This window comes from uncultured Ruthenibacterium sp. (assembly GCF_963558415.1).
In the GTDB taxonomy this organism is placed as follows: domain Bacteria; phylum Bacillota; class Clostridia; order Oscillospirales; family Ruminococcaceae; genus Ruthenibacterium.
Map to the genome: position 1 here is coordinate 22453 of NZ_CAUWGY010000005.1, position 13754 is coordinate 36206.

General features: G+C 58.5%; 15 protein-coding genes. 8 read left to right on the forward strand and 7 right to left on the reverse strand.

What is annotated here, in order from left to right; translation table 11 throughout:
* Positions 1-22: 22 nt before the first annotated feature.
* A complete protein-coding gene (locus tag AB5H98_RS01630; RefSeq protein WP_367924169.1) occupies positions 23-1252 on the reverse strand; it encodes a class I SAM-dependent rRNA methyltransferase in 1230 nt (409 codons plus the stop codon).
* A gap of 73 nt (positions 1253-1325) precedes the next feature.
* Between AB5H98_RS01630 and AB5H98_RS01635 the strand changes: the two genes are divergently transcribed.
* The 3 genes from AB5H98_RS01635 (at position 1326) to AB5H98_RS01645 (ending at position 4209) form a co-directional block, all read left to right on the forward strand.
* Positions 1326-1793 (forward strand): CYTH domain-containing protein, encoded by a 468-nt coding sequence (locus AB5H98_RS01635; RefSeq protein ID WP_367924170.1) that lies wholly within the window; start codon positions 1326-1328, stop codon positions 1791-1793.
* Positions 1794-2035: 242 nt separating this feature from the next.
* Complete coding sequence (locus tag AB5H98_RS01640) at positions 2036-3511, forward strand: ATP-binding cassette domain-containing protein (protein ID WP_367924171.1); 1476 nt, start codon at positions 2036-2038, stop codon at positions 3509-3511.
* A gap of 251 nt (positions 3512-3762) precedes the next feature.
* The gene (locus AB5H98_RS01645; protein WP_367924172.1) at positions 3763-4209 is read left to right on the forward strand and encodes an Hsp20/alpha crystallin family protein; all 447 of its coding nucleotides are present in this window, start codon (positions 3763-3765) and stop codon (positions 4207-4209) included.
* Between the two features lie 101 nt (positions 4210-4310).
* On the opposite strand, the gene AB5H98_RS01650 is transcribed toward AB5H98_RS01645, so the two are convergent.
* On the reverse strand, positions 4311-4592 hold the full coding sequence (locus tag AB5H98_RS01650; RefSeq protein ID WP_367924173.1) for a Dabb family protein: 282 nt from the start codon (positions 4590-4592) through the stop codon (positions 4311-4313).
* Between the two features lie 192 nt (positions 4593-4784).
* Positions 4785-6035 (reverse strand): DNA polymerase IV, encoded by a 1251-nt coding sequence (gene dinB, locus AB5H98_RS01655; protein WP_367924174.1) that lies wholly within the window; start codon positions 6033-6035, stop codon positions 4785-4787.
* A gap of 73 nt (positions 6036-6108) precedes the next feature.
* Here dinB and AB5H98_RS01660 point away from each other — a divergent pair, with 73 nt between their 5' ends.
* The 5 genes from AB5H98_RS01660 (at position 6109) to AB5H98_RS01680 (ending at position 11057) form a co-directional block, all read left to right on the forward strand.
* Positions 6109-7575 carry a glycosyltransferase family 39 protein gene (locus AB5H98_RS01660; protein WP_367924175.1) on the forward strand — a complete coding sequence of 489 codons (1467 nt, stop codon included), beginning with the start codon at positions 6109-6111 and terminating at the stop codon, positions 7573-7575.
* Positions 7576-7626: 51 nt separating this feature from the next.
* Positions 7627-8052: a zinc ribbon domain-containing protein gene (locus AB5H98_RS01665; RefSeq protein WP_367924176.1), complete on the forward strand. Its 426-nt coding sequence runs from the start codon at positions 7627-7629 to the stop codon at positions 8050-8052.
* Positions 8053-8111: 59 nt separating this feature from the next.
* Positions 8112-8867, forward strand: coding sequence for a putative ABC transporter permease (locus AB5H98_RS01670; RefSeq protein ID WP_367924177.1), 756 nt, complete (start codon positions 8112-8114; stop codon positions 8865-8867).
* A 12-nt stretch (positions 8868-8879) separates the two neighbouring features.
* On the forward strand, positions 8880-10124 hold the full coding sequence (gene hisS / locus AB5H98_RS01675) for a histidine--tRNA ligase (RefSeq protein WP_367924178.1): 1245 nt from the start codon (positions 8880-8882) through the stop codon (positions 10122-10124).
* 105 nt (positions 10125-10229) lie between these two features.
* Complete coding sequence (locus AB5H98_RS01680; protein WP_367924179.1) at positions 10230-11057, forward strand: hypothetical protein; 828 nt, start codon at positions 10230-10232, stop codon at positions 11055-11057.
* A gap of 39 nt (positions 11058-11096) precedes the next feature.
* Here the strand turns inward: AB5H98_RS01680 and AB5H98_RS01685 are convergent, their stop codons facing one another.
* The 4 genes from AB5H98_RS01685 to AB5H98_RS01700 all read right to left on the reverse strand — a co-directional run bounded on the left by AB5H98_RS01685 (position 11097) and on the right by AB5H98_RS01700 (position 13711).
* Positions 11097-12296 carry a hypothetical protein gene (locus tag AB5H98_RS01685; RefSeq protein ID WP_367924180.1) on the reverse strand — a complete coding sequence of 400 codons (1200 nt, stop codon included), beginning with the start codon at positions 12294-12296 and terminating at the stop codon, positions 11097-11099.
* Positions 12297-12317: 21 nt separating this feature from the next.
* Entirely contained in the window at positions 12318-12515 is a 198-nt protein-coding gene (locus AB5H98_RS01690; protein ID WP_367924181.1) for a helix-turn-helix transcriptional regulator, read from the reverse strand.
* A 1-nt stretch (position 12516) separates the two neighbouring features.
* Complete coding sequence (locus AB5H98_RS01695; protein ID WP_367924182.1) at positions 12517-12804, reverse strand: hypothetical protein; 288 nt, start codon at positions 12802-12804, stop codon at positions 12517-12519.
* Between the two features lie 73 nt (positions 12805-12877).
* Positions 12878-13711: a DMT family transporter gene (locus AB5H98_RS01700; protein ID WP_367924183.1), complete on the reverse strand. Its 834-nt coding sequence runs from the start codon at positions 13709-13711 to the stop codon at positions 12878-12880.
* Between the last annotated feature and the right edge of the window lie 43 nt (positions 13712-13754).

Consider the following 13754-nt stretch of genomic DNA (forward strand, 5'->3'; position numbering starts at 1 on the left):
GCGGCAAGCCCCCTTTTTTAATTCAGGTGATTTGGAACAGGTAGAACTTCAGATAGTTTGTCTCGGGAACGCCCCACAAAATGGGGTGGTCGGGAGATTGCTGGCGCGCCTCGATTTGACGCAACTGCACGCCTGCGTCCTTGGCGGCGTCCCGCAGCATTTTGCAGAAGGCCTCCTCGCTGGCGAAATGGCTGCAACTGCAGGTGGCAAGGTATCCGCCCCGGGGCAAAAGTTTCATGGCGCGGTAGTTGATCTCTTTGTATCCCCGCAGCGCCGCGTGCAAAGTTTTGCGGGACTTGGTGAAAGCCGGCGGGTCCAGAATGATAAAATCGTACTTGGGTGCGCCGGATGCGGCCAGCGTGGGAAACAAGTCAAACACGTCCGCGGCCACGCACTCCATCACGTTCTCCACACCGTTCACCCGGGCGTTGTGCCGGGCCATCTCCACGGCGCTCTCGCTCACGTCTACGGCGGTCACGTGGGCCGCTCCGCCCAAAGCCGCATTCAGCGCAAAGCTGCCGGTGTGGGTAAAGCAGTCCAGCACAGTCTTGCCTTTGGCCAGCCGCGCCACCGCCGCCCGGTTGTACTTCTGGTCCAGAAAGAAACCGGTCTTTTGCCCGTTCTCCACGTCCACGGTGTAGCGCACGCCGTTTTCCACAATCTCAGCCAGGGCCGAGTCCGGCGTGGGCAGTCCCGGCACCGGGAACCAGGCCTTGTAACTGTCCAAGCCCTCCAACGTGCGGATGGATACGTCGTTTCGCTCGTACACGCCGGTGATCTGCTGGCCGTCGGCCTGCAAAAGTTCCACCAGCATGGGAAGCAAAAGCCCTTTCAGCTTCTCCATGCCCACACTCAGCACCTGCACCGACAAAAGAGGGCCGAAGCGGTCCACGGTCAGACCGGGGAAATGGTCCGCCTCGCCGAATATAATGCGGCAGCAGTGCACTTCCTCGGGCCGCAGCACGGTCTTGCGGTATTGCCAGGCGTGGTCCAGGCGTCTGCGCCAGAAGGCGGGGGAGAAGTCATCGTTGGCGTTGCGGGACACAAGCCGAATCCGAATTTTGCTTTTCAAACTCACAAAGCCCGTGCCCAGGTACCGGCCCTTGGGGCTGACCACGTCCACCAGTTCGCCGTTTTCCACGGGCGCGGCCGTTTGCACCTCGGTGTCATACACCCAGGGGTGGCCGCTCTGAATGGAATGTGCCGCCTTTTCGCTGACGGTAAACAAGGGGAAGGAGCGCTGTTGTTTCATACATCTATACCTCGATTTTTCAGTCTTTCTCCATTATAATAGAGCCAGAGCAAAATGAACAGGGGGAACTGTTATGGAAATTGAACGCCGCTGGAAAATTGCCGGCTTCCCGGAGAACCTGCCGATGGTGCGCCAAGCGCAGATGCGGCAGGGATACATTGCGACGGCGCCGGTGGTGCGCATCCGCACCGACGGAGTGCGCTATGTGCTGTGTTTCAAAGGCAAGGGCACGCTGGCCCGTGAGGAGATCGAGTCCGACATTGACAAGGACCTGTTTTGCCGGCTGGAGGCGTTCATCGCAAAGCCTTTGGTCTCCAAAGACTACCGGGTATATGCGCTGCCCGACGGCCGCAAGCTGGAAGTGAGTTTGGTGGATGCGGATTTGCCCACACGCTTTTTCTACGCCGAAGTGGAGTTCGACAGTGTGGAGGAGGCACAGGCCTACACGCCGCCGGCGGACATCGGCCTTTTGGAGGAAATGACCGAGGACAGAAGCTTTTCCATGAGCGCCTACTGGAAGCGCACCCGGGGCGAAGGTTGACACGGGCGGTGGGGATGTGTTATCCTCAGTCCAAATCATAAAAAAGGATGTGGGAAGATGCGCAAATGATCCGGATTTGTACGGCATGAGACGCGCCGCCTTGGGCGGCTTTGTTTCGTGCGCCACAAATGCGGGATGATTTTGCGCATCCGTACCTGTTTTTACAAGGCCGCGGATGCGGTGGACTGCGCCTTTGGGCGGGGTCTGCCGTCCCGCGTCTTTTTTTATGAAAAGGAGAGAATATGTCACAAATCTCTGTGGAACATCTTAGTTTTGCTTACGACGGCGGCGAGATGCTGTTTCGCGACGTGAGCTTTTCCATCGACACGTGCTGGCGCCTGGGCCTGACCGGGCGCAACGGCCGCGGCAAAACAACGCTGCTGCGCATTCTGGCCGGACAGTTGCCTTGCGCGGGGGCTGTGCGGGACAAGGTGCCCTGCGTGCTGTTTCCCTTTCCGGTGACAGATCCCACTCTGCCCGCGGCGGAGTTGCTGCGCTCCTTCGCGCCCGATGCGCCCGACTGGCGCTGCGCCTGTGAGGCGGAGAGGCTGGGACTGGACGGGGCGGTCCTTGCGCGAGCCTTTGAGAGTTTATCCAAAGGCGAGCAGGTCAAGTGTATGCTGGCCGCGCTGTTCGTGCAGCAGGGGAAATACTGCCTCATCGACGAGCCAACGGACCATCTGGACGCAGCCGGGCGCAGATGCGTCAGCGCCTATCTGCGGCATAAGCAGGGCTTTTTGCTGGTCAGCCACGACCGGGATTTTCTGGACGGATGCACCGACCACACATTGGCGCTGGGGCGGGACGAAGTCACGCTGTGCCGAGGAAATTATTCCGTATGGGAGCGCGAAAAGCTGCGCCGGGACGCATCCGAGCAGGCGCGGGATGCCCAGTTGCGCCGCGAGATCGCCCGTCTGGACCAGGCGGCGAGGCGCGCCGAGGACTGGGCAGGCAAGGCCGAACAGGAAAAACACACCCGCAACTCCGGGCTGCGGCCGGACAGGGGGTATCTGGGCAGCAAGGCCGCCCGGCTGATGAAGCGGGCCAAGACCGTACAGGCCCGGCGCCAACAGGCGGCAGACGAAAAACGGACGCTGCTGCGTCAGGTGGAGACGGCCGAGGCGCTGCGTTTCCAGCCGCTGCGCTGGGACAAACCCAGCTTTCTTGTGCAGGCGCAAGAAGTGTGCCTGTACTACGGTGACCGGCTGGTCTGCCGAACGTCGTTCTGTTTGCGGGCAGGCCAACGGCTGGCCGTGACCGGTCCCAACGGGTGCGGAAAATCCACGCTGCTGAACGCGGTGTGCGGCGCCGCGGTAAAACGCACTGGCACTTTGGTCACCGCTCCGGGCCTGGTGATCTCGCGCGTGCCCCAAGACCCGGGTGAATGCACAGGCACTCCGGCAGAGCTGGCCGCCCGCGCAGAGGTGGACCGGACGCTGTTTTTTACACTTATGCGAAAATTTGGCTTCGAACGGGAAGCCTTTGCACAGGATGCGTCCCGGTTCAGCACAGGCCAGAAAAAGAAAGCGCTTTTGGCTTTGAGCTTGTCCAAGCCGGCCCATCTCTACGTGTGGGACGAACCGCTCAACTATGTGGATGTGTTGTCCCGCAAACAAATCGAAGCGCTTTTGCAAAACGCCGAAATCGCCCTTCTGCTGGTGGAACACGACCGCGCTTTTTTGCGAAATGTGGGTGCTGATGAATTAGCGCTCTTATAATTTAAGTGCTAATTTAACGAGTGAAAGCAAAATAAAGTGCGTAATAACGCATAAAATAAAATCAATTGTGACGAATTTGTGAAAATTAGCACTCTATGCTTGACAGTGCTAAAAAACTGGGTATAATAAAAGTGTACCTTGAAGGAGGGCTTCAAGGGAACCAAAAAAGACCTTCCAAAATGAAGGGCAAACGAAGGCGGGCAAAAAACACAAACCCGCCGGGTAGGACGTTTTGATTGGAGGAATGACTTATGTTGCCTAGCATTTTTGGTGAAAATTTGTTCGATGATTTCTTTATGGATCCGTTCAACGATCCGTTCTTTACTTCCAGCCGCAATGCATTGTACGGCAAACACAGCAAAAACCTGATGAAGACCGATGTGCGCGAGACCGATGGCAGCTATGAGCTGGACATTGATCTGCCTGGCTTCAAGAAAGACGAGATCAGCGCCGAGATTCGGGACGGATATCTCACCGTCAGCGCCGCGAAAGGTCTGGACAAAGACCAGAGCGACAAGGAAGGCCGGTACATCCGCCGCGAGCGCTACGCCGGTCAGTGCAGCCGCAGCTTCTATGTGGGCGAGGGCGTGACCGAGCAGGACATCAATGCGAAATTTGAAGACGGCATCCTGCGTCTGTCCATTCCTAAGAAAGAGCAGCCGCAGCTTCCGCAGACAAGGCGCATCGCCATCGAATAACAAACAAAAAAGCCCCGGCGGGCATGCCCGCCGGGGCTTTTCGTTTTGTGTGACAAGGGGTTTTGCTTGTCAGCGCGCTGCATACAACACGGGCCGGCGCTTTACATTTCAAAATCGCAGCTCGCACGCTCGCAGATTACGCTGTGTACGAATTTTTTTACTTCCAGATGCGCGGGGTGGTTCTGGTATCCGTCCAGTGCGTCCCGGTCTGTGAATTGGGATTCCAAAACAACGTCAAACCCTGCAAAACTACGGCTCACCTGGGCGCACACAAGGCCCGGGACAATGCCCACCAGACCCTCCAAAAGCTCTTTCATGCGGGCGGCGTTCTCCTGTTTGTGTTCCGGGTCGGAAAGATTCCAAAATACAATGTGTTTTACCATTTAAAAATTCTCCTTTTTGTATTTTTTGGGCGCTTCGGTTCCTTCGAAGAATGGGGCAGGGACGCGGCCTGTGGAGGCGGCGTCCGGAGCGCTTTTCGGCGAGGCCGGAACTCCCTGTCACAGACGGGATTGCCGGGCTCTGCGGTTGTGCGGCCGGCGCTCACCGCTGGGGTTCTCCGGGAAAGGGGGCTTTCAGGGCACCGGGGGCTCGTCCTTGTCTGTTTCCATGGATAACTCCCGCAGGCCCAAGTCGTTTTTCAAGCGGCTGGCGCTGGCAATGGACGCTTTGCCGTATTTTTTTCGAATGGCGTCCAAGCTCTTTTCCAGTTTTTCCCGCTTTTCATCGCACTGAGGCTCCGGGTCCAGCAGAGAGAGCTGGCGGGCATCCGTTCCATCGGTGAGGCCCATGGCTGTGACGGTGAGCATCCGAATCGGCTTTTGCGCGGGCCAGTGTTTGTCCACCAGAGCCAGGGCAGCCCGGGCGATGTCCCGGGCCAGATGAGTGGGGGCGGGCACCGGCGCCTGCCGTGTGATGGAGCGCAAGTCCGTATCCTTGATGAGCACCTGCACCACGGTGCACAAAAGCCCGTGGCTGCGCAGACGGGCGGCCACGTCGTCGGCAAGCGCCGTGAGCGCGGCGGCGATGTCGTCCCGGCTCACAAGGTCCCGGCGGAAGGTCATGCCGTTGCCCACGCTCTTCACCTCGGGCTGCTCACAGGCTGCGCGCACGGGGGCGTCGTCCTCGCCCCGGGCGTAGCGGCGAAGCTCCGGACCCAGTTTGCCCAGAGCCTGCTGCAACTGCACCGGGTCCGCAGCGGCCAGTTGCCCAATGTTGCGAATCCCAAGTCCGGTCAGCGTCTTTTGCGTGGCTCGGCCCACATACAAAAGCGTTTGCACAGGCAACGGCCAGACCATGCGCTTAAAATCCTCCCGCCCGATGACCGTGGTGGCGTAGGGCTTTTTATAGTCCGAGCCCAGCTTTGCGAACACCTTGTTGAAACTGACGCCCACGGACAGCGTCAGGCCCGTTTCGGCCCGGACCACATGGCGGATCTGGTCGGCCACCTGCTGGGCAGACGAACCGAACAAATGCCAGGTGCCGGTCATGTCCAGCCAGCTCTCGTCGATGCCAAAGGGCTCCACCCGGTCGGTGTATCGGGCATAGATGGCGTTCACCTGCCGGCTCAAAGCCCGGTACCGGTCGTGGTGAGGCGGCAGCAAAGTCAAATCCGGGCATTTGCGCAGGGCGCTGTACACCGTCTCGGCGGTCTGAATGCCAAAGCGCTTGGCCGGTTCGTTCTTGGCCAGAATGATGCCATGGCGGCTCTTTGGGTCGCCGCACACGGCCACGGGCACATCCCGCAGCTCCGGGTGGGACAAAAGTTCCACCGAGGCGTAAAAACTGTTGCAGTCGCAGTGAAAAATCACCCGGTCCGTAGCCATGCCGCTCCCCTCCTTTTTTGCTTATTATACCATTTTATGATATAGTAGGGAAACAGAATCTGGGGGGAAGAAAATGGCAAAACAAAAATGCTATACCCTGTTTGCGTGGGCCTTTGCCGCTGTGTTTGCCCTGGTGCTGGCAGACGTGCTTTTCAACAACCGAACGCCGTATTATGAGGTGAAGCTCCTGCCGGCGCTGGTGTGCTGCGCGGCGGCGTTCGGTGTGCTGGTGGTCCTTTGGCAAGGATGGAAAAAACTGCGCTGGCAGCCGGGTTTTCGCTTGGAGATCGGGCTGGTGGCGGCGCTTTTGGTCGGCTATCTATTGGTGCAGATGGTGTTTGCCTTTGTTTTGGAAGTGCAGCCCACCCGCACCTGGGACTTTGGCCTTGTGTTCAGCGCGGCCCAGCAGTACGCCCAGACCGGCGTGTTGCCCGCCGATTATTTCAATCAGTTTCACAACAACGCGCCCATGTATCTCGTGCTTGTGGCGGTGTTCAAGGTTTTGGGCGCTTTGGGCGTGGAAAACACAATGCCCGCAGCCCTCGTGTGCAATGTTTTGTGTGTGAACGTCTCGCTGCTTTTGCTGTACCGGGTGCTGCGGCATTTGTACGGAGTGAAAAACGCGTTGTTCGGGCTGATCGGGGCGTTTTTGTTTTTGCCTTTTTTGCTGTACGGACCCATCGTGTACACGGACACGGTCACGCTGCCTTTTCCCATCGGGGCGCTGGCGCTGTGGCTCAGTGCCCGGGACCGGCCGGCCGGCGCCGGGCGGATGCTGCGCTGCATGGGCGCGGGATTTTTGGCCGCGGCAGGCGCCTGGCTAAAAATCACAGTGGCCATCGCTTTGGTGGCGGCGGTGCTGGATGCGCTTTTGTACGCGGGCAGCCGCAAGGGCTGGAAAATGGCCGCGTGCATGGCGGTGAGCTTTGCGGCGCTGTACACGGTTCTGAGCGTTGCCGCGCTGATTAGCCCCTGGCTGCCGGCCTATGACAAGGAAAAGGCCATCCCCTGGCAGCACTGGGTGATGATGGGCCTTTCCGGCGACGGCGGCTACAACGACGCGGACTACAAACTGACCCTTCAGGGCGAGGATTACAGCGCCCGGGTACAAATCGCCCAAAGCGAGATCGTCCGCCGCATAGAGGAGATGGGCCCCAAAGGCCTTTTGAGCCACGGGCTGGACAAACTGAGTTACATCTTCGGCGACGGGCTGTACTATGCGCCCATGAAACTGGACATCGGCTCGGTGCACAAGGGAAATTTCTTGCAGGAATATTTTATCCAGGGCATGCGCCACACGGGCCGGTCCGTGTACGCCGCGCTGGGCATACAGGTGGCGATGCTGGCGGGGCTGGCGGCGGCGTCTGTGAACGCTGCGCGCCGGCGGGACCACCGGGCCACGGTGCTGCGGGTGGCGGTGCTGGGCCTTGCGCTGTTTTTGCTTTTGTGGGAGGCGCGCAGCCGGTATCTTTTAAACTTTTTGCCTGTGATGCTGGTGGCGGCCTTTCCCGCGGTTGACGAAGGCAGTCAAAGCGTTTAGAATGGACGTAGCGGCGTATAAGCGCATTTTTACACGAAGAGAGGGAGAGACATGGATCGAAATACAAGCAGGATCTTGCAAGAACTGGCCAACGCGGCCGACGAGGCGAAAAGCGCGGTGCAAAACGCGGCTACGGCCGTGGGTGAAAAGTACGACATTGTGAAAGCGGGCTTGGAGATGAACCGCCTGGAAGTGCGCCAGGAAGCGGTATTCAGCGACATCGGCCGGGTGCTGTTCCTGGTGCATACGGGAAAAGTGAAGGATACCATGGAATCCGATGAGGGGCCCCGTTCGCCCCAGCAGGTGATCGACGAGCTGTTGATCAGCGCCGAGCAGATCCAGCAGGAGATCGACGCCGCCGAGCAGCGCATCCAGCAGGAGAGCCACACGGGCCGTTTTTGCACCAAATGCGGGCGCGAGGCCGGTGAGGACGATGTCTACTGCGCCGGCTGCGGCGCGAAACTGGCGGACAAATAAGAAGCCAAAAGAGAGGATGACGCTCTATTTTTTCGCTGTATGAATATTTTTGGTTCTTTTTGATCTATTCGTTTTTGGGCTGGTGTCTGGAAGTGTGCTTTTGCACGGTGGACACGGGAAAACTGGTGAACCGGGGCTTTCTGAACGGGCCGGTGTGCCCCATCTACGGCTTCGGCATGGCGCTGGTTTTGGCGGTTTTGACACCGGTGCAAAACAGCGGCCTTGCGCTGTTTTTCGGCGGCATGGTGCTGGCCAGCGCCCTGGAGCTGGTGGGCGGCTGGGCGCTGAAAAAAATCTTCCACACCACCTGGTGGGATTATTCGGACCAGCCCTTCAACCTGGGCGGATACATCTGTTTAAAATTCAGCATGGCCTGGGGCGTTTGCATCGTGGCGGTCATGCGGGGCATTCAGCCCTTGGTGTACCGGGTGGTGATGGCGCTGGACACAACGCCGGGCCGCGCGCTGGCTGTGGTGGCCGCAGCCGGGCTTTTGTGCGACATTGTGGTCACGGTGCAGGGCCTTGCCCGGCTGGATCATGATTTGGGCGCCATCAGCGATGTGGCGCGCCTTTTGCGGGACGGCAGCGACGCCGTCAGCGAAAAACTGGGAACGGCGGCTTTGAAAGTAGACGCCGAAGTGGATGAGCGCCGGCCTGCGGCCGCGGCGCGGCTGGACATTGCCCGTGCCGAGATGCTGGACCGCCGCAATTACGTGGCGCGCCGTTTGATGCGCGCGTTCCCTCAGATGAAAAACCACCGGTACGAGGCCGCCATGGAGCAGCTCAAGGACTGGATGAAAGAGAAAAAAGGATAAGGAGACCCCCACATGAAAACATCCCCGTTGAAAGGCATGAGAGACTATTTGCCCGCCGAGCAGCGCATCCGCGACTTTGTGCAGGGCGAGATTTTGCGCGTGTACCGCGCGTCCGGATTTGAGCGCATCGCCACTCCGGTGCTGGAGGACATGGAGAATTTGGACAAGAGCGAGGGCGGCGAGAACCTGAACCTGATTTTCAAGGTGCTCAAGCGCGGCGAAAAACTGCAAAAGGCCCTGGCCGATGGTAAGGAGAAGGATTTGTCCGACATGGGTTTGCGGTACGATTTGACGCTGCCTTTGTCCCGCTACTATGCGGCCAACAAAGAGCAGTTGCCCAGCCCCTTCAAGGTCATTCAGACCGACCGGGTGTACCGGGCCGAGCGGCCTCAGAAAGGCCGGCTGCGCGAGTTCGTACAGTGCGACATCGACATTTTGGGCGACGAGAGCCCCAACGCCGAAATCGAGCTCATCGACGTGACCGCCCGGGCGCTGATGGCCATTGGGTTTGCGGATTTTACCGTGCGCATCAACGACCGGCGGATGCTGCGCCAAATGCTGGAGGGCATGGGCTTTGCCCCCGACAGTCTGGATTCGGTGTGCATCAGCTTTGACAAGCTGGACAAGGTGGGCCCCGAGGGCGTGGCCGCGGAGCTTTTGGAAAAACAGTGCCCCGAGACAGCGGTGGCCGCTTTGCGCGCGTTTTTGGAAAAAGGACAGGTGAGCCTTGCGGACGTGGCTGCACTGTGTGCAGACAAGAGCCTGGGCGACAATGTGAAATACGTGATGGACACCGTCACAAAGCTGGCGGGGGGCGCCTACAAGGTGGCGTACGACCCGTCGCTGGTGCGCGGGCAGGGTTACTACACCGGCATGGTGTTTGAAGTGAGCTGCGCGGGCTTTGCAGGTGCGGTGGCCGGCGGCGGCCGGTACGACAACATGGTGGGCAAGTTCTTGGGCCAGCAGGTGCCGGCCGTGGGCTTCTCCATCGGGTTCGAGCGCATCTGCGCCATTTTGCTGGACCAGGGCTTTGCCGTGCCCGCCGAAAAAAAGAAACTGGCCCTGTTGTACGCACCCGGCTCCGACTTTGCCGACGTTCTGCAAAAGGCCGCCCAGTTGCGCGGGGAGTACGCAGTCACCGTGCTGACCACGGGCAAAAAAGTAGGCAAACAAATCGACCGTCTGGCCCACAGCGGCTACGCGGCCGTGTGCTTTGCGGACAAGTATCCCGAAATCAAGGTCATCGAGGAAGCATAAACTCAAAAAGAGGGACCACTCTTGCCTTTTTGGACAAAGAGGTCCCTCTTTTTTCATCTCTGGCTTTGCGCCATGCATCACAAATCGGGGGAGCGTGCAGCAATCATGCGTCAGAAAGAAAAGATACGGTTGGTGCTCAAGGACAAGGGAGCCATGACACAGCGCCAGTTGGCCCAGGCCATGTATGGAGATGACCGGCACGCGCCAAGCATTTATTTTGCGCTCATGGCACTTGTAGATGAGCGCGTGGTCACAAAGCAAGGCGAACGCCCCGCCGTTTATTTTCTCAGCGGAAATGTGCCGGCGGTCAAAACGCCCGAACAAAAGCAAAAACGCAGGCGGGACGTTTTAAAGGATGTCATCAGCAACGAGAGCATCGAAAAAGTCTCCCGCCTGGTGGAGCAAAGCGATGCGTACGGCCCGGAAAACCGGCTGCTGACGCGCTGTCTGCAAAAATTTCCCTACAATCGGGACCCGGACATCGTGGCCATGAAAATCGGGCTCATTGATATCACCAATTCCACCCATCTGTCCCAGCACAAAAGCTTGATCAGCATGGACCAGTTGAGCCGCATCATTGCCGCCATCCCGAACATCGATGAGCGACTGGAGGCCGGAGACCCTGAGCTGGTCAATGAAATCGCGCGCAGCAACGGTAAAATCAATCTGTTTTCGTTTGCATCCAAATATTGCTGTTATCACAACCGGAACTTGTACGAAAAAGACGACTACTCCATTTTGGACACGGTGCTCAAAGAGTCCCTTCCACGCTACTTTTCGGACATTACAAAAGCGCAGATCCAAAAATGGCAAAATCAATTTCAATACGCCAGCTACAACGACTACATCACAAGAAAACTGGACGAGCTGGGCATTACAACGCCGTATCGAAAACGCAAGTTCGACCACTTTGTGTGGTACAAAAACCGATAAAAAAGCACCCGCCCCGTTTTGAACGGGCGGGCGCTTTTTTTATTGACTTGTAAAACGCAGGGTGCGTGCGGCCTCGTCCGCCGCAAAGCGCAATTCAAAAAGTTTGCAAAAATCTTCGGCGCTCAGCGCTGCGCAGAACGTGGCCCCCACCCGGAAGTCCTCATCCACGGTGACAAAATCAAGCTCCAGGGGCTGACCGTTTTTCTCCAGTTGCACCGACACGATTTCTCCGTCCCGGTACACAGTCTTCATGCGCCAGGTGTTCGCACCAATGGTCCACTCGCTCACGTACGCATCGCCGTTTGCGTTTAGATGGTACTCGCCCCCAAGCGCCCGCACGTACTCCCGCACGATCAGCGGAAAACTGCTCGAATCGCTTACCACGCCCAGGTCCACAGGCAAAAGATAGGCCTCTTTTTCCGTGCTGTAAAAGGCGTAGCAATAGTCGTCCGTAGTTAAGCCGTAAGGCGAAAAGGGATTGTCCTCATCGTCGTAGGCCATCTGTCGGCCGTCCAATTCCAGCGTATCCAGCGAGGACACGTGCTTATTTTCTAGGTACTTTGCGGGCACGGTGCTGTCCACGATCTCTCCGTCCACGCACAGTTGCGCGTACCGGTGTGCAAGCTCCTCATACAAAGCCTGCCGGTCGTTCTGCCCGGTCACGGCCAGGTCCGTCAGGTTCACCCAGTCCTCGTGTTCCAGAGCCTCTTGCTGCGTTGCGCTCCACGCAAGATGCACGCTGGCCACCGGGTTGTGCTTGAGAAACTCCGGAGTGTTAAAAGCCAGCTCCGCTGCGTAGATCTTATCCGCCTTCAGCACCGCATCCACCGCCGTGGAAAGGTCCGAAAACTGCAAAACATACATCCAGCCGTATTGTTCGAGATACAACGGGCAGGTGGCCAGATTGGCCTGCACCTGCTTTTTGTACAGCTCGTGCACCGCGCTCACATAGTTGCAGGTGATGGTGGGCGTGTAAAAAGAGGTCTTGGACGCGTCAATGTAAATGGGCTCCAGATAGCTGTGAGCCTCAAATTGCAGACCCCGCTGTGTCTCAAACCGGTATTCCATATCGTCCGGCGTCTCGGCCACCAGTTCGCTGCCCAGCTCCTCATAGGGCTCGGCACACACCTCGTCCACGTACCGGAGCACCTCTTTGCGGCTGGGAATCTCTCCGTCCGCCCCTACGCACCCGGCCAGCAGCATTGCCGCCAGGGCCAGCGCAGCCATCCGCTTTTTCATGCGGTCCGCCCCCCTTCGCCCTCATTCTACCACAAATGTGAACAGGGCGTCCACGGTCGTCTCCAGTTCCTTTGCAAGGTGAAAAGCCAGGGCCAGCGTGGGGTCGTACTTGTTGTTCTCAATGGCGTTCACCGTCTGGCGGGACACCCCGCACCGCCGGGCCAGCTCCTCCTGAGAAAGCCCCAGCGCCTTTCTTCTCGCGCGAATCTGATTTTCCATGTCAGCCACCGAGCTTTCTTTTAAAATACATCAGCTCAAGAAAATAAACGATGGACGTGACCGTCAGATGGGTGAAGGGGTTCACCATCTCCGGCTGCCCGGTCACCAGATTGCGCACAATGTCCAGCACCAGCACCAGGCTCATCACCAGCAGCGTGTGACTGCCTGCCTTCCACACCATCAACTGGCTTCGCTCGTCCCCCGGATGAAGCAGACTCACCATCAAAAATACATCGAGAGATGCAAAAATCAGCAGCACCGCCAAAAAAAGAAAAGCACCTACCGGCATACCAACACTCCTCTCTGAGCAAAAATGTCAAACTCTTTTGACATTTTTAGTTTTGCACAGAAAGGAAAAAATGTCAAGAGTTTTTTACATTTTTCCTTCCCAACTGAGAGTACAGCACGCTGATAAGCACAAAGGCCATGCCGGGTAAAGCGGCCTTGCCGGGCATTTCGCCGTAGAACAGCGCCACCCAGACCGGGGACAAAAGGGGTTCCAGAGCGGTGATGAGGCTGGCGGCGCCGGCGCTGGTTTTGGAAAGACCCTTGGACATGCACACGTAGGAAAGGCCCAGTTGAAACACGCCCAAAATGGCCACGCACGCCAGCGAGACCGCGGAAAAATCGTGTTCAAGCAACAAAAAGGGAAGGCCCGCCGCCGCGCCGATGAGCTGGCCGAAGAAAGAGGACGAGGCGGCGTCGCCCTCTTCGTCGGCGCCGAACAAAAACACACCCGCGTAGCACACGCCGCTGCACAGGCCCAGCACGTTGCCCAAAAGCCGCCCGGAAAACAGACCGTCCCACAAAAAGAACAAAAGCCCCACAAACACACCCGCCGCGGCCCGCACCTGCCTTGCCTCCAAGCGCCGGCCCTGCAGCCGCTGGGCCACCAGCACCCAAACGGGAGAAGTGTACATCAAAAGCACCGCGCAGGCGGCACTGGTGAGCTTGGTGGCAAAGGCATAGAAAATGGTGGTCAGGGCAAGGCTGAAAGCCCCGCACGCCACCGTGGTGTTCCAGCGCAGCCGGTGACGGCTTGCCGCCAGAAAAAGCCCGGTCACGCCTGCGGCCACGGCGCAGCGGGCGCCGTTCACCGCCACAGGCGACCAGGGCACCAGTTTGATGCACACTCCTCCGGTGCTGCACAAAAGCGCCGCCAGCACCAGCCACAGCGCGCCGCTTGTCTGTTTCATGGTCTCATCCCCCTTGCAAAAAAAGGCTGCATCGCCTATCATA